The sequence below is a fragment of the Pseudobutyrivibrio ruminis genome (assembly GCF_015057245.1).
Lineage (GTDB): Bacteria > Bacillota > Clostridia > Lachnospirales > Lachnospiraceae > Pseudobutyrivibrio > Pseudobutyrivibrio ruminis_E.
The window spans coordinates 144,601-167,772 of record NZ_SVET01000003.1 but is presented as its reverse complement, the minus strand read 5'-3'; the positions used below and the strand labels follow the sequence as shown (position 1 = coordinate 167,772).

At 39.9% G+C, this 23,172-nt stretch carries 19 protein-coding genes and 1 pseudogene; all 20 read left to right on the top strand.

Translation table 11 applies throughout. From position 1 onward, the window contains the following. Positions 1 to 173 precede the first annotated feature (173 nt). Positions 174 to 3,707, top strand: coding sequence for a pyruvate:ferredoxin (flavodoxin) oxidoreductase (nifJ, locus tag E7274_RS04500; RefSeq protein ID WP_304174083.1), 3,534 nt, complete (start codon positions 174 to 176; stop codon positions 3,705 to 3,707). Positions 3,708 to 3,958: 251 nt separating this feature from the next. After that, positions 3,959 to 4,411: a transcriptional regulator NrdR gene (gene nrdR, locus E7274_RS04495; protein WP_033154531.1), complete on the top strand. Its 453-nt coding sequence runs from the start codon at positions 3,959 to 3,961 to the stop codon at positions 4,409 to 4,411. Between the two features lie 80 nt (positions 4,412 to 4,491). Further along, on the top strand, positions 4,492 to 4,881 hold the full coding sequence (locus E7274_RS04490) for a hypothetical protein (protein WP_304174081.1): 390 nt from the start codon (positions 4,492 to 4,494) through the stop codon (positions 4,879 to 4,881). A 58-nt stretch (positions 4,882 to 4,939) separates the two neighbouring features. Continuing rightward, a complete protein-coding gene (locus E7274_RS04485) occupies positions 4,940 to 5,494 on the top strand; it encodes a YqeG family HAD IIIA-type phosphatase (RefSeq protein ID WP_304174079.1) in 555 nt (184 codons plus the stop codon). A 2-nt stretch (positions 5,495 to 5,496) separates the two neighbouring features. Further along, positions 5,497 to 5,943 carry a ribose 5-phosphate isomerase B gene (gene rpiB, locus E7274_RS04480; protein WP_033154529.1) on the top strand — a complete coding sequence of 149 codons (447 nt, stop codon included), beginning with the start codon at positions 5,497 to 5,499 and terminating at the stop codon, positions 5,941 to 5,943. 91 nt (positions 5,944 to 6,034) lie between these two features. Then, positions 6,035 to 7,357 (top strand): annotated as a pseudogene (tig, locus tag E7274_RS04475) (trigger factor); the annotation flags it as partial. A 250-nt stretch (positions 7,358 to 7,607) separates the two neighbouring features. Beyond that, on the top strand, positions 7,608 to 8,192 hold the full coding sequence (gene clpP, locus E7274_RS04470) for an ATP-dependent Clp endopeptidase proteolytic subunit ClpP (protein WP_304174078.1): 585 nt from the start codon (positions 7,608 to 7,610) through the stop codon (positions 8,190 to 8,192). Positions 8,193 to 8,238: 46 nt separating this feature from the next. Next, complete coding sequence (gene clpX, locus E7274_RS04465; RefSeq protein WP_304174168.1) at positions 8,239 to 9,525, top strand: ATP-dependent Clp protease ATP-binding subunit ClpX; 1,287 nt, start codon at positions 8,239 to 8,241, stop codon at positions 9,523 to 9,525. Beyond that, the gene (yihA, locus tag E7274_RS04460) at positions 9,525 to 10,145 is read left to right on the top strand and encodes a ribosome biogenesis GTP-binding protein YihA/YsxC (RefSeq protein WP_304174077.1); all 621 of its coding nucleotides are present in this window, start codon (positions 9,525 to 9,527) and stop codon (positions 10,143 to 10,145) included. Before clpX ends, yihA begins: the two co-directional genes overlap by 1 nt. After that, the gene (locus E7274_RS04455; protein WP_304174075.1) at positions 10,145 to 11,116 is read left to right on the top strand and encodes a metal ABC transporter substrate-binding protein; all 972 of its coding nucleotides are present in this window, start codon (positions 10,145 to 10,147) and stop codon (positions 11,114 to 11,116) included. The genes yihA and E7274_RS04455 overlap by 1 nt, the downstream gene beginning before the upstream one ends. A 15-nt stretch (positions 11,117 to 11,131) precedes the next feature. Further along, positions 11,132 to 11,893, top strand: coding sequence for a metal ABC transporter ATP-binding protein (locus E7274_RS04450; RefSeq protein ID WP_304174073.1), 762 nt, complete (start codon positions 11,132 to 11,134; stop codon positions 11,891 to 11,893). Further along, positions 11,886 to 12,689, top strand: a complete 804-nt coding sequence (locus E7274_RS04445) for a metal ABC transporter permease (protein ID WP_304174071.1) — start codon at positions 11,886 to 11,888, stop codon at positions 12,687 to 12,689. The genes E7274_RS04450 and E7274_RS04445 overlap by 8 nt, the downstream gene beginning before the upstream one ends. Positions 12,690 to 12,881: 192 nt before the next feature. Continuing rightward, positions 12,882 to 13,919, top strand: coding sequence for an ATP-binding protein (locus E7274_RS04440; protein ID WP_304174069.1), 1,038 nt, complete (start codon positions 12,882 to 12,884; stop codon positions 13,917 to 13,919). A 643-nt stretch (positions 13,920 to 14,562) separates the two neighbouring features. Next, on the top strand, positions 14,563 to 16,035 hold the full coding sequence (locus tag E7274_RS04435) for a flagellin N-terminal helical domain-containing protein (protein ID WP_304174067.1): 1,473 nt from the start codon (positions 14,563 to 14,565) through the stop codon (positions 16,033 to 16,035). A gap of 434 nt (positions 16,036 to 16,469) precedes the next feature. Continuing rightward, complete coding sequence (locus E7274_RS04430) at positions 16,470 to 17,957, top strand: flagellin N-terminal helical domain-containing protein (protein ID WP_304174065.1); 1,488 nt, start codon at positions 16,470 to 16,472, stop codon at positions 17,955 to 17,957. Between the two features lie 465 nt (positions 17,958 to 18,422). Then, positions 18,423 to 19,928, top strand: coding sequence for a flagellin N-terminal helical domain-containing protein (locus E7274_RS04425; RefSeq protein WP_304174063.1), 1,506 nt, complete (start codon positions 18,423 to 18,425; stop codon positions 19,926 to 19,928). A 137-nt stretch (positions 19,929 to 20,065) separates the two neighbouring features. Beyond that, positions 20,066 to 20,878 carry a hypothetical protein gene (locus E7274_RS04420; protein WP_304174061.1) on the top strand — a complete coding sequence of 271 codons (813 nt, stop codon included), beginning with the start codon at positions 20,066 to 20,068 and terminating at the stop codon, positions 20,876 to 20,878. Then, a complete protein-coding gene (locus E7274_RS04415; RefSeq protein WP_304174059.1) occupies positions 20,853 to 21,662 on the top strand; it encodes a helix-turn-helix transcriptional regulator in 810 nt (269 codons plus the stop codon). The genes E7274_RS04420 and E7274_RS04415 overlap by 26 nt, the downstream gene beginning before the upstream one ends. Positions 21,663 to 21,777: 115 nt before the next feature. Continuing rightward, positions 21,778 to 22,302 (top strand): adenine phosphoribosyltransferase, encoded by a 525-nt coding sequence (locus tag E7274_RS04410; protein WP_033154517.1) that lies wholly within the window; start codon positions 21,778 to 21,780, stop codon positions 22,300 to 22,302. 55 nt (positions 22,303 to 22,357) lie between these two features. After that, positions 22,358 to 23,038 carry a tRNA (N6-threonylcarbamoyladenosine(37)-N6)-methyltransferase TrmO gene (gene tsaA / locus E7274_RS04405; RefSeq protein WP_304174057.1) on the top strand — a complete coding sequence of 227 codons (681 nt, stop codon included), beginning with the start codon at positions 22,358 to 22,360 and terminating at the stop codon, positions 23,036 to 23,038. Positions 23,039 to 23,172 lie beyond the last annotated feature (134 nt).

The window sequence follows — 23,172 nt, the reverse complement described above, 5'->3', positions numbered from 1 at the left end:
AAAAAAATTTACAATTTTGTACTCTAAAATAAACAGAAATGATACCTTGTTCTGTTGAAAAAATTTTTCATTAGTTCTATCATAAACTTACGACATTGTGGGGTTGGGGCCGGTGTTATATTCTCCAATCCTAGTAACTATAAAATGTCCTATATAATAAGGAGGATTTAAAAATGCCAAGAGCAAAACAGTCTATGGATGGTAACCAGGCTGCAGCACACGTTGCTTATGCGTTTACAGACGTCGCTGCTATTTACCCTATCACACCATCCAGCCCAATGGCCGACTTTGTTGATCAGTGGTCAGCAGCAGGCCTTGAAAACATTTTTGGAAATCAAGTAAAGGTTGTAGAGATGGAGTCTGAGGCAGGTGCCGCAGGTGCCGTTCACGGTTCACTTGGTGCAGGTGCACTCACAACTACATTCACAGCTTCACAGGGACTTCTTCTTATGATCCCTAATATGTACAAGATCGCTGCAGAGCAGCTTCCTTGTGTATTCGATGTATCAGCTCGTACAGTTGCTACACAGTCACTTAACATCTTTGGTGATCATTCCGATGTTTACGCTTGTCGTCAGACAGGTTTCGCTATGTTATGCGAGACAAATCCACAGGAAGTTATGGATCTTGCTCCAGTAGCTCACCTTGCAGCTATCGAGGGACATGTTCCAGTACTTAACTTCTTTGATGGTTTCCGTACATCTCACGAGATTCAGAAGATTGAAAAGTGGGATTATGCAGATCTTAAAGAAATGGTTAACATGGATGCAATCGCAGAGTTCAGAGCTCGCGCACTTAATCCAGAGCATCCTACAATGCGTGGTTCACACGAAAACGGAGACGTTTTCTTCCAGCATAGAGAAGCTTGCAACACAGCTTATGATAACTTCCCAGCAGTTGTTCAGAAGTACATGGACAAGGTAAATGCAAAGCTTGGTACAGATTACAAGCTTTTCAACTACTATGGTGCTGCTGACGCTGACAGAATCATCATCGCTATGGGTTCTATCAACGACGTTGCAGAAGAAGTTATCGATTACTTAAACGCACACGGAGAGAAGGTTGGTGTACTTAAGGTACGTCTTTACAGACCATGGTCTTCAGAGGCATTCCTTTCAGCACTTCCTAAGACAGTTAAGAAGATCGCTATCCTTGATAGAACAAAGGAGCCAGGTGCTCTTGCTGATCCTCTTTACCTTGATGTTGCTACAACACTTCGTGAAGCAGGTCTTAACGACATCGTTATCTGCGGTGGTAGATACGGTCTTGGTTCTAAGGATACTCCACCTTCATCAGTATTCGCTGTATACAAGGAATTAGAGAAGGATGCTCCAAAGAGCCGTTTCACAATCGGTATCGTTGATGATGTTACAAACCTTTCACTTCCAGAGGTTAAGCCAGCTCCTATTACATCAGCTCCTGGTACAAAGGAGTGCAAGTTCTGGGGTCTTGGTGGTGATGGTACTGTAGGTGCTAACAAGAACTCTACAAAGATCATCGGTGACCACACAGATAAGTACATCCAGGCATACTTCCAGTATGATTCAAAGAAGACTGGTGGTGTTACAATTTCTCACTTGAGATTTGGTGACAACCCAATCAAGTCTCCATACTATATCAACCAGGCTGACTTCGTAGCTTGCCACAACCCTGCATACGTTACACAGGGCATGAAGATGGTTCAGGACGTTAAGCCAGGCGGAGTATTCATGATCAACTGCCAGTGGTCAGATGAGGAGCTCGAGCAGCACCTTAACGCTGAGGCAAAGAAGTACATCGCTGACAACAACATACAGCTTTACACAATTAACGCTATCGACAAGGCTATCGAAATCGGTATGGGTAAGCGTACAAACACAATCCTTCAGTCAGCTTTCTTCAAGCTTGCTGATGTAATGCCTATCGACCAGGCTGTTGAGTACATGAAGGCAGCTGCTAAGAAGTCATACGGCAAGAAGGGTGACGATGTTGTACAGATGAACTACAACGCTATCGATGCTGGTGTTGACGCTGTACATAAGGTAAATGTTCCAGATTCATGGAAGAACCCTACTCCAGACGCTCCTAAGGCTGAGCTTGAGGGTCGTCCAGAGCTCGTTAAGATGGTTAAGAATCTCCTTGAGCCTATCTCTAAGATGGATGGTGATTCACTTCCAGTTTCTGCATTCGTTGGCAACCCTAACGGACAGTTCGAGCTTGGTGCTTCTGCATACGAGAAGCGTGGTACAGCCGTAACAGTTCCTACATGGGATGAGACAAAGTGTATCCAGTGTAACCAGTGTGCATTCGTATGTTCACATGCTACAATCCGTCCATTCCTTCTTACAGAGGACGAGGTTAAGGCAGCTCCAGCAAACATCAAGCTTGCTGATACAAAGCCAAAGGCTTCTGAGCTTAAGTACACAATGTCAGTTTCTCCACTTGATTGTATGGGATGTGGTGAGTGTACAACTGTATGTCCAGTTGGTGCTATCACAATGGTTCCACAGGCAGAAGAAGCAGACGAGCAGCCAGTATTCAACTACTTAGTAGCTAATGTTGGACGTAAGGAAGCAGCAGGTTCTGACCTTACAGTTAAGGGTTCTCAGTTCAACCAGCCACTCCTTGAGTTCTCAGGATCATGTGCAGGTTGTGCAGAGACTTCATACGCTAGACTTATTACACAGCTCTTTGGTGAGCATATGTATATTTCAAACGCTACAGGATGTTCTTCAATTTGGGGTGGTCCTGCAGCTACATCACCATTCACAGTTAACAAGGATTCTAAGAAGGGTCCAGCATGGTGTAACTCACTCTTCGAGGACAACGCTCAGCATGGTATGGGTATGGAAGTAGGACAGAAGTACCTCCGCGAGCGCGCTATCGAGTCTGCTAAGAAGGCAGCTGAGGCTGGTTCTGCAGAGCTTAAGGCAGCATTTGCTAAGTTCGAAGAGACAATCAACAGCACACGTGAGAACGGTGCAGCAACAGACGTACTCGTAGCTGAGCTCGAGAAGAACGGTTCTGAGGACGCTAAGGCAGCACTTGCTCTTAAGGATTACCTCGCTAAGAAGTCTGTATGGATCTTCGGTGGTGACGGTTGGGCATACGATATCGGATTCGGCGGTCTTGATCACGTACTTGCTTCTGGTGAGAACGTTAACGTTATGGTATTCGATACAGAGATGTACTCTAACACAGGTGGACAGGCTTCTAAGGCTTCTAACATCGGTGAAGTTTGCCAGTTCGCTGCATCAGGTAAGGAGATGTCTAAGAAGTCTCTTTCTGAAATCGCTATGTCATACGGTTATGTATATGTAGCACAGATCGCTCTTGGTGCTAACATGGCTCAGGCTGTTAAGGTTCTTGCTGAGGCAGAAGCTTACAACGGACCTTCACTTATCATCGGATACGCTCCATGTGAGCTTCACGGTGTTAAGGGCGGTATGAACCACTGCCAGGATGAGATGAAGAAGGCTGTAGAGGCTGGTTACTGGAACCTCTTCTCATTCAACCCAGACCTTAAGAAGGAAGGAAAGAATCCATTCACTCTTACTTCTAAGGAAGGTGACTACAGCAAGTATCAGGATTTCCTTGCAAACGAGACACGTTACTCTCGTCTTACAAAGGCATTCCCAGAGCGTGCTGAGAGACTCTTCGCACTCAACGAGGAGACAGCTAAGGAGCGTTACGCTCACCTTAAGAAGTTAGTAGATCTTTACTCATAAGATTTGACTTTTTACCCCGCACAGAAATGTGCGGGGTTTTTTGTTGCGTTCTTAAGCGGTGTTTGATAAAATATAACTATATATTGTGGTATGTAATAAAATCATATATCAAATCTTGCTATTTATAGGAGACAGTAGCAGACAATCTCTTTGGTTTCTTAAGCGAAGCATTCTTGGCTGAGCGTTGAAACACTAAGGATTGTAAGCGTAACTGTCGGACTATGGATTAGTATACTTTTAGGGAGGGTTTTATGAAGTGTCCTTTTTGTGGTAGTAACGATACTAGCGTAATCGACTCAAGACCTGCAGATGACAACACATCAATCAGACGTAGACGTTCATGTCCAGAGTGTGGCAAGCGTTTTACAACATACGAAAAGGTAGAAACAATTCCTTTGATTGTTATCAAAAAGGATAACAACCGCGAGCCATACGACAGAACAAAGATCGAAAAAGGCGTACTTATTGCATGTCGTAAGCGTCCTGTTGCTGCAGCTCAGATTTCAAAAGTAGTAGACGAAATCGAAACAGAAATCTTTTCATTAGAAGAAAAAGAAATTCCTAGCACAAAAATCGGAGAGATTGTTATGGAGCATCTCGAGACAGTTGATCCTGTTGCTTATGTGCGTTTCGCATCAGTTTACCGTGAGTTTAAGGATGTTGATACATTCATGGATGAGTTGAAGAGGGTATTGGATAAATAAACTCATTTAGTAGAAGGGGTTAAGTATTTGCTTATCTGGCCGATATAAGATATGTAAGCAAATATGGAGAGTTATTATTAATGAACATTTCAGGTATTCGCCCATCCGTTGGGTTTTATGATCAAAATTCCATAAGAATTAGGCCTGAACTCAGTTCAATGTCTGTTGAAGAAACTACTACAGACGTTCCTGAGGAGTCTTCATCAGCTTCAGTTACTGAGGAGGACATCGCAGCCGCTAGAAACAATCAGACATTTGGTTCTTACGACTTTGCTACTCAGTACAAGCCAGGCACTGTATACGATATGAAGGGAGCAGATAGCGATATCAAATCTCTTGATGTTGAAAAGGCAGTCAGCGACATGGAAAAGGATTCAGCAATCCATCGTTATCAGTACTTTGTAGCTAACAAAGCTACCAGCACTTCAGAAACTACACCAGTCAGAGGAACCGAAAATTTCTCATTATAATAGCAATTTATGAGCACATCAATTGATGTGCTCTTTTTATTGTGCTAAAATCGAGCCTATGAGTAAAAGAAATTTATATCCAAAAGACTATATTAAGAGCACATACGATATCGACTTCGCTAAATTATACGAAGAAGGATATCGAGGAGTTATTTTTGATGTGGACAATACACTTGTCCCACATAATGCACCAGCAGATGATAGAGCTAAGGCTTTATTTAAAGAACTTCATGAAATAGGTTTTCAGGCGTTACTTTTATCTAATAACAAAGAACCTAGAGTAAAGACCTTTAAAGAGGCAGTAGAATACTGTACTTACATTTATAAGGCAGGAAAGCCTGGCACAGCTGGTTACAAAAAGGCCATGGAACAGATGGGCACAGATGTTACTAACACAATCTTTGTGGGAGATCAGATTCTCACAGATGTGTGGGGAGCTAATAGAGCGGGAATTCGTTCGGTAATGGTTCAGCCAGTTAAAAAGTGGCATGAAGAAATCCAGATTATCTTCAAAAGATTCTTGGAAGCCATCATTCTTCTTGGTTACAGGATTTACAAATTATATGGAACAGACATAAATAAAGTACCTACAAAAGATATAAAAGGAGAATAAAAATGAAAATCGTAATTGCAAATGATCATGCGGGTGTAGATTTAAAAAACGAGGTAAAGGAATATATTGAAAGCCTTGGACATGAGGTTATTAATATAGGAACAGATTCAAATGAGAGCTGTCACTATCCAGAGTATGGCGCAAAGGCCGCTCGTATGGTAGCTTCAGGTGAGGTTGATTTAGGCGTTCTTATCTGTGGTACAGGTGTTGGTATTTCACTTGCAGCCAACAAAATCAAGGGCATTCGCTGCGGAGTTTGTTCAGAGACTACAACAGCTCGTCTTATCCGCCAGCACAACAATGCAAACATGATTGCTTTCGGTGCTAGAATCGTTGGAAACGAGCTTGCAAAGGATATTGTTAAAAGCTTCTTAGAGGCAGAATTTGAAGGCGGCGGAAGACACCAGACAAGAATTGATATGATTACAGCTATTGAAAATGAGGCTTAAGTCTGATATAATTTGTCAGTCTGCGTAGTATAACGTACATAAAAGACTTTATAGTCTACCTATATATATGTTAGAGGAGGAATATTAATAAATGAACGTACAGGTAGAAAATCTTGAGAAGAACATGGCAAAGCTCACTATCACAGTTGATGCAGCTGAGTTAGAAAAGGCTATTACAAAGGCATATAATAAGCAGAAAAACAGCATCTCTGTTCCTGGTTTCCGTAAGGGAAAGGTACCACAGAACATGATTGAAAAGATGTATGGTGCAGAGATTTTCTATGAGGACGCTGCTAATATTATTATGCAGGATACATATCCACAGGCTTATGACGAGTCAAAGCTTGATATCGTATCTCAGCCAAAGATTGATATTACTCAGCTCGAAAAGGGCAAGGACTTCATCTACACAGCAGAAGTTGCTGTTAAGCCAGAAGTTAAGCTTGGTAAGTACAAGGGTGTATCTGTAACAAAGATTGATTCAAAGGTTACAGCTACAGAAGTTAACAACACAATTAAGGCAGAGCTTGAGAGAGCTGCTCGTACAGTTACAAAGACAGGCAAGGCTGCTAAGGGTGACACAGCTGTTATCGATTTCGAAGGCTTCATTGATGGTGTTGCATTCGAAGGTGGTAAGGGCGAAAACTATGATCTTGAGCTTGGTTCAGGTTCATTCATCCCTGGTTTCGAAGATCAGCTTATCGGCCACAAGGCTGGTGAGGATGTAGACGTTGAGGTTACATTCCCTGAGAACTATCAGGCAGAGGATCTTGCAGGTAAGCCAGCAGTATTCAAGTGCCACATCCACGAAGTAAAGGGTAAGGATATCCCTAAGCTTGATGACGAGTATGTAGCAGATACTACAGAGTTCGAAACAGTAGAAGAGTACAAGGCTTCTGTTAAGGAACGTCTTGAGAACAATAAGAAGGCAGAAGGCCGTCGTGCACAGGAAGACGAAGCTATCGCAAAGATCGTTGAGGATTCAGAGATGGAAATCCCTGATGCAATGCTTGACTATCAGGTAGAAAACATGATTAACGACTTCGCTAACAACATGGCACAGCAGGGTCTTTCACTTCAGCAGTACATGCAGTTCACAGGTATGACAATGGATTCATTCCGTGAGCAGGTTCGCCCAGATGCACTTTCACGTACACAGTCTTCACTTGTACTTGAGGCAATTGCAAAGGCAGAGAACATCGAAGTAGCTGATGCTGACGTTGATGCTAAGCTTGAGGAAATGTCAAAGCAGTACGGCATGGAACTTGATCAGATCAAGAACCTTGTTGGTGAGTCTGAGAAGGAGTCTATGAAGAAGGATATTGCTATCGAAAAGGCAATCGAGCTTATCATGGACAACGTTAAGGAATCTGCTAGAAAGAAGGCTACAAAGAAGGCTGATGATGCTGAGGCAGATGCAGCTGAGGAGAAGCCAGCAAAGAAGACAACAGCTAAGAAGACTACTACAAAGAAGACAACAAAGAAGGCTGATGACGCAGAATAATTAGTGTCTGACATCTTATAAAAGTATTAAAATTTTGTAAAATCAAAGACATTAGATTTAAAAACATATATAATATCCTTGTGTTGAAAAACATCTAGGAAGTTAATACACTAGCCTGAGCATACGCTCGGGCTAGGTTTATATTCGAAGGAGGACAAAAATGGCTACAATTCCTTATGTCATTGAACAGAATTCTCGTGGAGAGCGTTCTTATGATATTTACTCACGTCTTTTAAAGGATCGTATCGTATTTTTAGGTGAGGAGGTTAATGAGACTACAGCATCTCTTACAGTTGCTCAGCTTCTTTTCCTTGAATCAGAGGATCCTAGCAAGGATATTCATCTTTACATCAATAGCCCAGGCGGCAGCGTTACAGCTGGTATGGCTATTTACGACACAATGCAGTACATCAAGTGTGATGTATCTACTATCTGCATTGGTATGGCAGCATCTATGGGTGCATTCCTTCTTGCAGGTGGACAGAAGGGCAAGCGTTTTGCACTTCCAAACTCAGAGATTATGATTCACCAGCCACTTGGCGGAGCTAAAGGACAGGCTACAGAAATCGAAATCGCTGCAAAGAACATCTTAAAGACTAGAGAAAAGCTCAACCGTATGCTTGCTGAAAACACAGGAAAGCCATACGAGCAGGTTTGTGCTGATACAGAGCGTGATCATTGGCTTGATGCTCAGGAAGCACTTGATTATGGTCTTATTGATGAGATTATTACAAAGAAGAACTAATTCACCGATATATAGTTAGTAGGGGTAGTTAGAGTTTAAAGAGGTAATTATGGCAAGAAACGATGATAGAGTTCGTTGTTCTTTCTGCGGAAAGACACAAAATCAGGTTCGCAAGCTTATTGCTGGACCAAATGGTGCATTTATCTGTGACGAGTGCGTAGATATCTGCCAGGAAATTATCGTAGAAGAGTTAGACGACTTCGGTCCAGCTCCTGAGACAGATTCAATCGAAATCAATCTTCAGAAGCCAGAGGACATGAAGGCTTTTCTTGATCAGTATGTTATTGGTCAGGACGAGGCAAAGAAGGTTCTTTCTGTAGCGGTATACAATCATTATAAGCGCATCATGGCTAATCCAGATGACATCGATGTGGAGCTTCAGAAGAGTAACGTTCTTATGCTTGGACCTACAGGTTCAGGAAAGACTCTTTTGGCACAGACATTAGCACGTGTACTTGGTGTTCCATTTGCTATTGCAGATGCTACAACACTTACAGAGGCCGGATATGTTGGTGAGGATGTTGAAAACATTCTTTTAAAGCTTATTCAGGCTGCTGATTTTGATGTAAAGAAAGCAGAAATCGGTATCGTTTATATCGATGAGATTGACAAGATTACAAAGAAATCAGAAAACGTATCAATCACACGTGATGTTTCCGGTGAAGGTGTTCAGCAGGCTCTTCTTAAGATTATCGAGGGTACTATTGCAAATGTTCCTCCTCAGGGTGGACGTAAGCATCCTCAGCAGGAGACAATTGCCATCGATACAAAGAACATCCTCTTTATCTGCGGTGGTGCATTTGAAGGCTTAGATAAAATTATTTCTCAGCGTACAGATGTTAGCCAGATTGGTTTTGGCGCAGATGTTAAGGATAAAAATAAGCAAAAGGTTGACGAGCTTCTTCAGCAGGCTCTTCCACAGGACTTCATTAAGTTTGGTCTCATTCCTGAGTTCATCGGACGTGTGCCAATCAATGTATCCTTAAATGAGCTTACAGAGGACGATATGGTTCGTATCCTTAGAGAGCCAAAGAACTCTCTTACAAAGCAGTACCAGGCATTGTTCAAGATGGATGGCGTTAAGCTTGAATTCGAGGACGAGGCACTTCGTGAGATTGCAAAGAAATCAATCGAAAGAAAGACTGGTGCTCGTGGACTTCGCGCTATAGTTGAGAGCGTTATGATGGATTACATGTATCATGTGCCATCTGATGAGTCAATCACAGAAATCACAGTAAACAAAGAAATGGTTGATAATAACCTTCTCCTTATCGACAAAGATGCAGAAGCAAGCGTTGTTTCAATCGAGGATAAAAAGGAAAAGAGTGCATAATGGTTATCAGATCATGCAATCTTGAAACAGTGTGCGGCCCTACATCCACACTTCCAAAGAATGATTTACCTGAGGTAGCATTCGTTGGCAAGTCAAATGTAGGGAAGTCGTCACTTATAAATGCGGTAATGAACCGCAAATCACTTGCCAGAGTGTCAGCTCAGCCTGGAAAGACCCAGACCATAAATTTCTACAATATCAATGATGAAATTTACGTAGTGGACTTGCCGGGCTATGGTTTTGCTAAGGCTTCTGAAAAGGAGCGTGAGAGATGGGGCAAGATGATAGAAACCTATCTGAACACATCCGATATGATTCGTGCGGTGTTCCTTTTGGTGGATATCAGACACACACCATCGGCAAACGACAAGCAGATGTTTGAGTGGATGGCCTATGTAGGCTACGATCCAATCGTCATCGCCACAAAGGCAGATAAAATCAAACGTAGTCAGCTAGACAAGCAGATTAAAATTCTTAGAGAGGGGCTTGGAGCTGACAAAGATACAATAATTGTTCCATTTTCATCACAGACAAAACAAGGACTTGATACAATCCAGGATTTCTTGGATCAGGTCATTGAAAACGAAGCAAGTCTCACTGATGTAGAGGATCTCGATTAATGAAGAAAAGCAAATATTTATTTGTGCTACTACTGCTCATCTCTATTAGTGTGGTGCTGCTGGGTGGCACATTTTTTTATGTAAAACTAAATAACAAGGAAAGTGATGATTCTGAACTTCTTGTAATGACCAGTTGCAATCCGGTATATCTTGCTACAATAAATGTAGTTGGTGATGCAGATGGAGTTACAGTGCAGAATCTTTCTCAGCCTACCACAGGCTGCCTTCACGATTACACCCTCACCACAGAGGATATGAAGAATCTTTCAAAGGCAGATGTTCTTATTGTAAATGGCGGTGGCATGGAAGGATATTTGGAAGATGTTGTTGAGGCATATCCTAATCTTCCTATTATTGATACATTCGAGGCAGTAGAGGAGGATTATCCTGTCATCATCGAGGAAGAATCAGAAGAAGAGGAAGAAGACCATAGCCATGGAACTTCAGAAGAACATCATCATGATGAAGGTGCTAATAGTCACATTTGGATGAGCGAAGAAATCTATGCTGGTCAGGTGCAGGCTGTTGCTGATGGATTGGCAGCTTTGGATTCAAGCAATGCAAGCGTCTATGCTTCAAATGCTGATACATTTGTAAGCGTTATGGATTCACAGATAGACAACCAGGGACTTGATGAAACTCTTGCTGGTGCTAATGTTGCAGTGCTTCATGAAGCCTTTGCATACACAGCCCAGTCTCTTGGAGCTAATATAGTAGCTACAATGGACCTTGATGAAGAACGCCAGGTTAGTGCAGGTGAGGTCAGCGATTTTATTGATGCAATCAATGAAAACAATGTACAGGTTGTTTTTGCAGAATACGATTATGGTCATGCCATGGGCGAGCTTATCACAGAGCAGACAGATGCTAAGGTAGTTTATCTTGAGACATTAGTTCATGGCGATTATAGTGGCTTGGATTACATTACTGTATTAAATAAAAACTACGCTGTAATTAAGAATAGTTTGTAGTATATAAGGAAAAATATGAAGAAAATTATTCCATGTGGTTTCCACTGTATAAAGTTCATAAATCTAGGTGTTGCTTTTGGTGATCAGCAGGTTTTAGATAATATAAATCTACATGTGCATTGTGGTCAAATGTCAGCCATTATCGGAAGGAATGGTGCTGGAAAATCAACTTTAATCCGAGCAATACTAGGTGAAGTTCCTTATACAGGTGAAATTCAATTTAAAAATAAAATGAATAACAATATGCAGGGGCTTAAAATAGGCTATGTTCCACAGACAGTTAACATCGATAGGACTACACCATTATCTGTATATGATATGTTTCAAAGTTTCACTGGCAAGCTACCTATTCTCTTCAGAAACAAAAAAGAGCACGACCATGTAAAGGAAGCTTTGGCAGAGTTTGATGTGGCAGAGCTTATTGACCAGCCTGTAGGTACACTTTCTGGAGGGCAGCTTCAGCGAGTGCTTCTTGCTATGGCTGTGCACGATACTCCAAACTTACTACTATTGGATGAGCCTGTGTCAGGTATTGATAAAAACGGTATGGATGCCTTTTATGAAAAGATGAGATATTTAAAAGAGACTCATGATTTGGCAATCATCCTTGTAAGTCATGATTTGGATTACGTATATAAATATGCTGACAATGTCATTCTTATAGATAAGACAGTTACCGCAGCAGGTAAGCCAAAGCAGGTTTTCGAAACTGATGCATTTAAGCATGTTTTTGGCAAGGGTGCTGTAGGAGAAGTGGAGGTGAATGCAAATGTTTAACGAAATGTTTTCATACGCCTTCATGGTAAGGGCAACAATTGCAATTCTTTTGATTTCCCCATTGTTTGGAATGGTAGGCACAATGATAGTGCAAAAGCGCATGGCCTATTTCAGCGATGCACTTGGTCATTCAGCACTTACTGGAATTGCTGCAGGTGTTATTATGGGCATTGCCAACACCACAATTTCCATGATTATATTTGGAATCTGCTTTGCATTGCTTCTTAATTACATCAGCAGAAAGGGCCTCAGCTCTTCGGATACATTGATTTCAGTATTTGCAAGCTGTGCTACAGCCCTTGGTCTTGCTATTTTGTCCAGGGGTGGAAGCTTTGCAAATTATTCAGCTATATTGGTAGGAGATATTTTGTCAATCACCACTGCAGAGATTATCCAGTTGATAGTACTTTTTGTAGTGATATTAATTTTCTGGTGTATCAGCATCAACAGACTTACTGCAATTAGCATTCATGCTACCCTTGCAAAGAGCCGTAGCATTTCAGTGCGAGTAATGGAAGATGCTTTTGCAGTGCTTATAGCACTTCTGGTAATGCTTTCAATTAAGTGGGTAGGAATCCTTCTTATTAATGCGCTGCTTATACTTCCAGCAGCCAGCAGTCGCAACATCTCTGAAAACTTTAGAGAGTACACATACCTTTCCATGATATTCAGTATTTTCTCTGGTGTGGCAGGCTTGTTTGTATCATACTTCACAGACATGGCCACAGGCCCAATGATTGTAATCATTGCCAGTGTGATTTACTTTGCAACATACATCTATGGAAAAGATAGATAATGGATGGCTTCCCTTAGGGGAAGCCTTTTATGTTGCATTATGATAAAAATAACACATTATGACGTTTTATGTTGAATTATGATAAAAATAACACATTATGACGTTTTATGTTGAATTATGATAAAACTAGCAAATTATGATAAATTATGATAAAGTTAACACATAGAAAGAATGCATGATGGAGGTCATAGTATGAAAAAGGATAATCCATTTACTCTTACTTTTGGAAAACAACCGGGTGAATATATCTATAGATATGAAAGTACAGAAACTATAATCAGTAGCTTTGAGTCAGATAATCCTATAAGTCAGGCTTATCTTATAGAAGGTGTTAGGGGGAGTGGTAAGACTGTACTTATGACAACTATAGCAAATACGCTTTCAGAAGATGAAAGTTGGGTAGTTGTTGATTTAAACTCAACACAGGATTTAGTAGCAGATTTTGCGCAAAGATTAATTGATGCTTGCAAAAAATTACCTGATTTAATGAAGACAGGTTTTAATATATCTGTAGCAGGTTTTGGTGTTGGAATTAATGGAAGCTCTCAGCCGCAGGATGAGGTTAGTATCATAGAAAGTATTCTTTCTTCTCTAAAAAAGAAAAACAAGAAGGTGCTTGTGACAATAGACGAGGCTATGCCTAATGATAATATGAGGCATTTTGCAAGTCAGTTTCAGATATTTATTAGAAAAGATTATAATCTATTTCTTCTGATGACAGGTTTGTATGAAAATATATATGCTATTCAAAACGACCCAGCGCTTACATTTTTGCTTAGAACACCTAAGATTAAAATGGAGCCATTAAGTATTCCCCAAATAACAAAGCAATATAAAACTATCTTTAATATGGAGATAGAGGAAGCTCACGATATGGCAATGGTGACAAAAGGATATGCTTTTGCATTCCAAGCTCTGGGAATGCTATATTTTGAATACAGAGATACTTTATCCTTTGAGGATATACTTTCTAAGTTGGATGATTTATTAGATGATTTCGTCTACAAAAAAATATGGGAAGGTCTTACAGATAAGGATAAAGAGATTATAAGAACTGTAGGTCCTAAGAGTAATACTGTTTCTAATATTTGCCAGGAACTTGGAATACCTAATACAAGCTTCCCTAGATACAGAGAGAGATTGATGAAGAAAGGTGTAATTTATACGCCGGAAAGAGGAGTTGTGGAGTTAGCGCTTCCTAGATTTGCAGAAGTAATAGCGTTGTATTAGTAACAATAAAAAGATTTCTATGACTTTTCGGTGAAAAACGGTTACAACTGAAAAATGATGTTATAATGGTGATACAGATAGCGGGAGAGCTTGCTGTATCACCATTTTTTGTAACGAGATAATAATTTTTTTAAAATTTCTTCAAAAAGGGGTTAAGTTTCAGAATAAGCTTCCGATAAAGTCTGTGTAAGGGTCAAAAAGAACTCTTAATCCAGATATTTAGAACTGAAATAAAAATTTATAAAAAAATTTCTAAATAGGGGTTAAGTAATTCGAAAATTGATCCGATACAATATTTGCAAGCGGTAAATGAAACGGATTTCGTTTATCCAGGTTAACACATCATAATCACATAACTTATATTTCGGACCAGGACAAGGATGTTAAGGATCGGATAATCAATAATCTTTTTCTATTTATCTATTGCAATCGCAATAGGATTTTTTCATGCACAGGATATTGAAAATTGAATACTAGTTTTAGGGCTTAAAGTGCATACTACTATCCGTTAATGAGGATAATAATTTATGGCATGTCGCGCGAGTGCTGTAATTATTATAGATGTAATTTATTAACAATATGAGTGCAAAGGCACTTCTCCCAGGAAGGGAATCCAGGGAGTATCTACAAGGAGGTAGAATTTATGGTAGTACAACACAATATGCAAGCAGCTAACGCTTCTAGAATGCTTAACATCACATCAGGCAATCAGGCAAAGTCAACTGAGAAGTTATCTTCAGGTTATAGAATCAACCGTGCAGCAGATGATGCAGCTGGTCTTTCAATTTCTGAGAAGATGCGTAAGCAGATCAGAGGTCTTGATCAGGCTTCTACAAACGCACAGGATGGTGTATCTGCAGTGCAGACAGCTGAAGGTGCTTTAACAGAAGTTCACTCAATGCTTCAGAGAATGAACGAGCTTGCAGTACAGGCTTCAAACGGAACAAACAGTGAGTCTGATCGTTCTTCAATCCAGGACGAAATTAATCAGCTTACAACAGAAATCGATCGTGTTGCTGAGACAACAAAGTTCAACGAGACATATCTTCTTAAGGGCGATTATGGTACAAAGACAATCCAGATTAAAGCTCATGATGCAGGTCTTGATGGAACACTTACTCAGAACACAACTAAAGCTACATTTACAGTTAAAGCTTTAGCACAGGGCGATACATACACAATTGGTGGAACAAAGTATACAATCGGTGTTCAGGGCGCTACTACAGCAGATCAGATTGCTAATGCAAAGACTATTCTTGGCGCTACAAAACTTAATAATGGTGAAGTTATTAAGATTGATGGCAAGTCATTTACAATTGCTTCAGCTACTAATGTTAATACATCTGAGATTACAGCAGCTGCAATCAGCAAGTTTGCAAGTAATGGTTCAACAATTGAGTACAATGGCAAGTCTGTAACATTATTTAATGACCAGGCAGCAAATGGACCTTCATCAGGTGTAGATTCAAAGGATGCAACACTTATTACAGCTGCAAAGGCTTACCAGCTTATAGCTAATGAGCTTAGAACAGCTTCTTCAATTGGTGCTGACCAAGTTATTGCTGAAGCATCAGTTAAGTGGGACTCAACTGCAATAACAAATAATGATGGATCATCAGCAGCAGCTACAACAAATGTAATGCCTAGTGCTGCAGATGGAAAGAATGTTACATTCACAATGACTAAGGGAACAGCTGAAGTTCAGAAAGACCTTTCATTCAATCTTCATGTTGGTTCTGATGCTGATATGACAAACAAGATTGGTGTAACAATCGAAGATATGAGCTCTGCTTCACTTGGTATCCAGGGACTTAATGTTGCTGATGCTACAGGTAAGGCTGCTACATACGCAATCGATGCAATCGCTGACGCTGTTTCAAAGGTATCATCACAGAGATCTTCACTTGGTGCTATCCAGAACAGATTAGAGCACACAATCGCTAACGTAGATAACGTAGTTGAGAACACTAACGCTGCTGAGTCTCGTATCCGTGATACAGACATGGCTGATGAGATGGTTACATACAGCAAGAATAACATTCTTGCTCAGGCAGGTCAGGCAATGCTTGCACAGGCTAACCAGGCAACTCAGGGTGTACTTTCAATCTTAGGTTAATACTAAAGATAATTAATAGTTTATCTATTCGTTTCGCGCAGACTAGTTGAATAGCTAGTAAATTAGGGGACTTCCTTCGGGAGGTCCTCTTTTTTTGTGAAAAAATTGTGTTAAAAATGTGAAAAAAGTATTGATTTTTTCTCTGAAATGTAGATAATTATATTTGCTGATGAAAAGGAATTCACAGCATACTTAAATAACGAGACAGAATAGGTTTTATTTCTAAATTCTATTTTCTTTCGATTTGGGACAAGGATGTTATTAATCGAAACAGATATTTCAATTAATTAATTCCCATTTTTTATTATTTTTATATTTGGTAGTCAAACAGGTGGCGCGCGTCTGTTTTGATTATAGATTAAATTTTATTATAAGTGCAGGACGCACTTCTTCTTCGAATGGACTCGAGGAAGCAACTACATGGAGGTAGAATAATGGTAGTACAACACAATATGCAGGCAATGAATGCCTCAAGAATGCTTAACATCACAGCAAATAATCAGGCTAAGTCAACAGAGAAACTTTCATCTGGTTATAGAATCAACCGTGCAGCAGATGATGCAGCAGGTCTTTCAATTTCAGAGAAGATGAGAAAGCAGATCAGAGGTCTTGATCAGGCTTCTACAAACGCACAGGATGGTGTATCTGCAGTTCAGACAGCTGAAGGTGCTCTTACAGAAGTTCACTCAATGCTTCAGAGAATGAACGAGCTTGCAGTACAGGCTTCAAACGGCACAAACTCTGAGTCAGATCGTTCATCTATCCAGGACGAAATCAACCAGCTTACAACAGAAATCGATCGTGTTGCTGAGACAACAAAGTTCAACGAGACATACCTTCTTAAGGGTGACAACGGTACAAAGTCAATCCAGATTGCTGCTCATGATGCAGGTCTTGATGGAACTCTTACACAGAACACAACAAAGGCTACATTTACTGTAAAGGCTCTTTCAATGGGCGATACAACAACAATCGGTGGAACAAAGTACACAATTGGTGTTTCAGATACTGGAGCTACAGAGACAGGTGTAAAGGGTCAGCTTGAGAATGCAACAAAGATTCTTACTGGTACAAATGATGATGGTACAGTAAAAGGTTTCGCTGAAGGTACAGTTGTAAAGATTGACGGAAGCTCTTACACAATCTCAAATGATACAACTGATCCAAAAACAAAGATGCTCAAGGCAAGCGATTTAGAAGATTTTGCTAGTGCAGGTTCTACAATTGAGTACAATGGTAAGTCAGTTACATTATTCAAGGATGAAGAGAATGGCGTTGATAACGCAAACTCTACTGTAATCACACAGGAAAAAGCTTATGCTCTTATGGCTACAGAGCTTCAGGCTGCTTCTTCAATCGGCGCAGATGAACCTATTACAACATCAACTAAACAGTTTGTACCAAAGTCTGGTACAGCTGCAACATTGGCAGCAACAAATGCAAATGTTGTTAAGGCTGATGATGATGATAAGGTAACATTTACTCTTGATAAGGGAAAAGCTGAGGTTCAGCAGGATCTTACATTCAACCTTCACGTTGGATCTGATGCAGACATGACAAATAAGATTGGTGTTACAATCTCAGACATGAGCTCATCATCACTTGGTATCAATGGTCTTAACGTAGCAGATGCTACAGGTAAGGCTGCTACATATGCAATCGATGCAATCGCTGATGCTGTTTCAAAGGTATCATCACAGAGATCTTCTCTTGGTGCTATCCAGAACAGACTTGAGCACACAATTGCAAACGTTGATAACGTAGTAGAGAACACAAACGCAGCTGAGTCACGTATCCGTGATACAGATATGGCTGATGAGATGGTTACATATAGCAAGAACAACATTCTTGCTCAGGCAGGTCAGTCAATGCTTGCTCAGGCTAACCAGTCTACACAGGGTGTTCTTTCAATCCTTGGCTAATAGCCATTTCGGTTAATAAATTACATTACGGTTTTAAATTAGAGGCTTCGAAAGAGGCCTCTTTTTTGGTGTTTAAATTATTTTTTATAATTTTTCTAAAGTTTGTAGAAAGTTTTCCGATAATTGTAGTAGATGGAAACAGTAAACAGATTGTTTTTGTTGTCCACCTGGGCAGTTATTTTTCATTATCGCGCGGAAAAGTGACTTGCCAAATCGCAGCTTTACAATTAAATAAAGCTTGTTATACTACGGCACTATTAAAAATCTTTAGTGATTTTGTAATAGTGATAATTTCTTCCTTGATAGCATGTGGAGGTTGGTCACTCCCTTGTTATATAGATACTGGAAATAAGCCTAAAGTATGTATGTTTCCATGTCATGAAACTTTTGATTTTTAGTTAATGTTATGCAATATGCATCTCTCATGAATGGAATCGTGGGAGTATCTACAAGGAGGTAGAAATTATGGTAGTACAACACAATATGCAGGCAGCTAATGCTTCAAGAATGTTAGGAATTACAACAAACGCTCAGGGAAAATCTACTGAGAAACTTTCAAGTGGCTATAGAATCAATAGAGCCGCAGACGATGCAGCTGGTCTTTCAATTTCTGAGAAGATGAGAAAGCAGATCCGTGGTCTGGATCAGGCATCAACCAATGCATCAGATGGTATCTCAGCAGTACAGACCGCCGAGGGTGCCCTTACAGAGGTACATTCTATGTTACAGAGAATGAATGAGTTGGCAGTTCAGGCAGCAAACGGTACAAACTCTGAGTCTGATCGTGCATCCATTCAGGATGAAATCCTTCAGCTTACAACAGAGATTGATCGTGTAGCAGAGACAACAAAGTTCAACGAGACCTATCTTCTCAAGGGGGACTACGGCACCAAGTCACAAATAGTTGCTGCGCATGACGCTGGTCTTGATGGAACACTTACACAGAATACAACAAAAGCCACATTTACAATCAATGCCCTTGCAATGGGTGATACTTACACAATTGGTGGTACAAAGTACACAATCGGTGTACAGGGCGGAACTACAGCAGAACAGTTATCAAATGCACTTACTGTTTTAGGAACATCTGCAGATAAAACTGCACAAATCCACTTAACAGTTGGAGAAGTAGTAAAGATTGATGGTAAATCATTTACTATTGCAGACAAGACTAATTCAGATACATCAGAGGTTGCAGCAACAGAGCTTAATAAGTTTGCCAGCCAGGGCTCTACAATTGAGTACAATGGTAAGGTTGCAAAATTATTTAGCACAACAACAGGTGGTGCTCCAGCAGATGGTGTAGATGAAAAAGATGCTACATTAATCACAGCAGCAAAGGCATACCAGCTCATCGCAAATGAACTTAGAGCAGCTTCATCAATTGGTTCTGACTCAATTATTGAGGTTCCAGATGCTAAGTATAACAGTTCAGGAATTACAGTTACTGATGCGACAACATCAGCAAATGATGTAAACGGAAAGCTACCTAATGATGTAACAGGTACCAATCTCAAGAAGGTAGAGTTTATCATCGAAAAGGGTACAGCAACTGTGCAGAAGGACCTTACATTCAATCTTCATGTTGGTTCAGATGCCGACATGACAAACAAGATTGGTGTAACAATCGAGTCGATGACAGCTACAGCACTTGGAATTCAGGGCTTGAATGTTGGTGATGCAACTGGTAAAGCAGCAACTTATGCAATAGATGCTATTGCAGATGCACTTGCAAAGGTATCTGCTCAGAGATCTGGACTTGGTGCTATACAGAATAGACTTGAGCACTCAATTGCTAACTTAGACAACGTCGTAGAGAACACAGAAGCCGCTGAATCACGTATCCGTGATACAGATATGGCTGACGAGATGGTTACATACAGCAAGAATAATATTCTTGCTCAGGCAGGCCAATCAATGCTCGCTCAGGCAAATCAGGCAACTCAGGGTGTTCTTTCACTCTTAGGATAATTAGCGTGGCCAAACGCATAGGTACTTTCGAGTACTATCCACAAATTGGGGTCCTTCGGGGCCCCTTTTTAATATGCAAATTATAAAACTTGACGATAGTCAAGTTTTATAATAACATTTTTGTGAGGTGGATATTCATGGAAATAATAAAGGAACTTCAAGACTATAGATACTTAAATTGGAGCAAAACTAGACACAGTTCTGGTGCAGCAGGTACTCTTCTTAAAGCAGAGGAGATTGGCACAGAAGGAAAAATTTACTACAAACTTTCTAGCTTTGATTCCCGAAATGGAATAATCGGACACGAAGCTGTTAACGAGCTTATAGTGGACAGATTACTTACAGCGTTAGAAATCCCGCACTTAAGTTATGATTTGATTCGAGCACAGATTGTTATTAATAATCAGGAATTTGAAACATATATAAACAGATCCTATGATTATAAGATAAAGGGAGAAAAGAAGACTGCTTTTGAGTCATTTTATCTGGTAAATAAGTATTCAAATGAAACTCCTTTTGAGTTTGCTAATAGGTATGGGTGGAAAGACTACATTTATCAGATGTTTATTGTGGATTATTTGATTCTTAATCGCGACAGACATGGTGCAAATATAGAAGTATTGAAGAATAAAAACGGTGTCAGATTAGCACCATTGTTTGATCATGGATTGTCATTATTATTTGATGTTACAAATCCTGACAATCTTAATAAGAATGATTTGTTGGAAGATAAAAAGGTGATGGATTTTGTTGGAAAAGGAAGTACACTAGAAAATCTCGCTTCTATACCAAAGGAATATTTGCTCCCCTTGCCTTCCAATAAAAAGGCTATCGTTGACGGATTGTTTGAAGGATTAGATGATGTTTTAACAGAAGCGTATATAGAAAAAATATCAGAAATGATATCTGAAAGGTGGGCTTTTTATGAAGTATTTCGAAATAAAAAGTGATTTGCCAGGGGATGATAGATTATATGGAATCTTGCAATACGACGAAACACTTGACCAATATTTAGTAGAGTTACCAGATGATTTGGAATATTGGGAAGCGCCACTTTTACTAGATTCTGCCATAGAAAAAGGGTCTCGTACAGTGGGCCCATATGTATCATATCTTTGGATAAAGGAACGTATTATTCCCGAAGACAGACAAAATATTGGATATATTTTAAAGGATGCGGGATTAGATTATTATGATGAATTCAAATTACTTAATCTTAGCGATGGAAGATGTGCACAGGATGATTTTTACCTAAAACCAATACCAGTAAAATATATGCCAATGGACATAAGTGGGCGTCTTGAAAAAAGAATTGAAGATTTTGTTTTGCTACCTAATATGAGGCTACTGGTATTTTTTTACAATGGGAAAGTTAAGTTATGTGATTTAAATGAATTCGATGAAAGATATGATTGGATTAAATATTTATCTATAAACGAAAACTATTACTATTCTATAAGGTCTCTTATTGCAGGTTATGGAGTAGGTTGGGATGATAGTAGACAGATTTCTTGTGAAGAATTATTTCAAATTGGCAAAGAACTGCCTTTATCTTACGACGATTTTAAAACGTTTGTTAACCAACGAATTATGTCAACATCAGATGTATGTGATGCACTGGAATGTAGCAGACAAAATGTTAATGATTTGATAAAAAGAGATAAGCTACATCCGGTAAAAGAAATGGATAATAGTAAGCTTTTTTTGAGAGCTGAAATTGAAAGACGTCTGTAGTCAAGTACTTGAAAAAAGCCTTTAAAAAACATATAATTTATAAGGATAAGATTTTTATCCGACTTTAATTTGCCGCTCCATTGGAAATTATGCGGCCATTAATAGAAGGAGTCATATGAAAAAAGTAGAAGATTACATCAGAACTATTCCAGATTTCCCAGAGCCAGGTATCATGTTTAGAGATGTTACTAGCATCTTGCAGGATGCGGAAGGGTTCCGACTTGCTATAGACGAAATGAAGAAGCTTATTGAGAATGTTGATTTCGATGTTATTGCAGGCGCAGAGAGCCGCGGGTTCATCTTTGGTGCACCACTTGCATACGCACTTGGCAAGCCATTCGTTCTCATTCGTAAAAAGGGTAAGCTTCCATGTGAAACTATCGAAAAGACATATGATCTTGAGTACGGCACAGCTACAATCGAGATGCATAAGGATGCAGTTAAGCCAGGTCAGAAGGTTGTTATCGTAGATGATCTTATCGCTACAGGTGGTACAATCGAAGCAGCAGCTCAGCTTGTTGAGGAGCTTGGCGGCGAAGTTGTTAAAATCGTCTTCCTTATGGAGCTCGCTGGTCTTAAAGGACGTGAAAAGCTTGCAAAGTACGACGTAGAGTCAGTCGTTACATACGAAGGAAAGTAATATTAGACTATTGGGCAGTACATTTTGTACTGCCTTTTATTATTAAGAGGTATTGATGGAATTAAAAGAAATAGCATTTATACATACAGGCTTCACACAAAAGTTTGGGATACCAAGGCAAAGTGGTCTGGTGTTAGATGAAATTGGCTATATCGTATTTACGGAGGAGTTTAGAAATCCTACCTTTATCGATGGTATCACAGATTACGATTATCTGTGGTTATTGTGGGGCTTTTCAAAAAACAAGCCTTTAGAAGGTGGCACAGTTCGTCCGCCACGTTTGGGCGGGGAAAAGCACATGGGAGTGTTTGCCACCCGTGCGCCATACCGTCCCAACAACATCGGCCTTTCTTCGGTGAAGCTGATTGAAGTAAAGCAAACTGAAAAAGAGGGCCCAGTGCTTGTGGTTAGCGGAGTGGATATGTTAGATGGCACACCGATTTACGATATAAAGCCATATATCCCTTATGCAGATGCTCATCCAGAGGCAAGGGGCGGCTTTACCGATTCACTTTCTAAGGGGGTTCAGGTAAAGGTGGAATTTCCAGAGGCGCTTCTGGCAAAATTACCACAAGACTTGCGGCAGTCTGCAATAGATGTTCTTAGTCAGGATCCAAGAGCAGGCTATGATAGAGGCAAAAATCGTGATTTTAGGTTGGCTTATCATGGCTATGATATAGTATTCGAGTCAGTAAATGATTCACTGATAGTTAAAGAAGTTATCAAAATACTTTAGAAATATTTAAAATAAATATTGTGTTCTTAAAATAAATTTGATATATTAAAACTGTTCAAAACAATAGTGTTTGAACAGTTATTTTTATCTTCAAACATTTTTTATAAGGGGCTTGATGTCTGAAGATTTTCGAC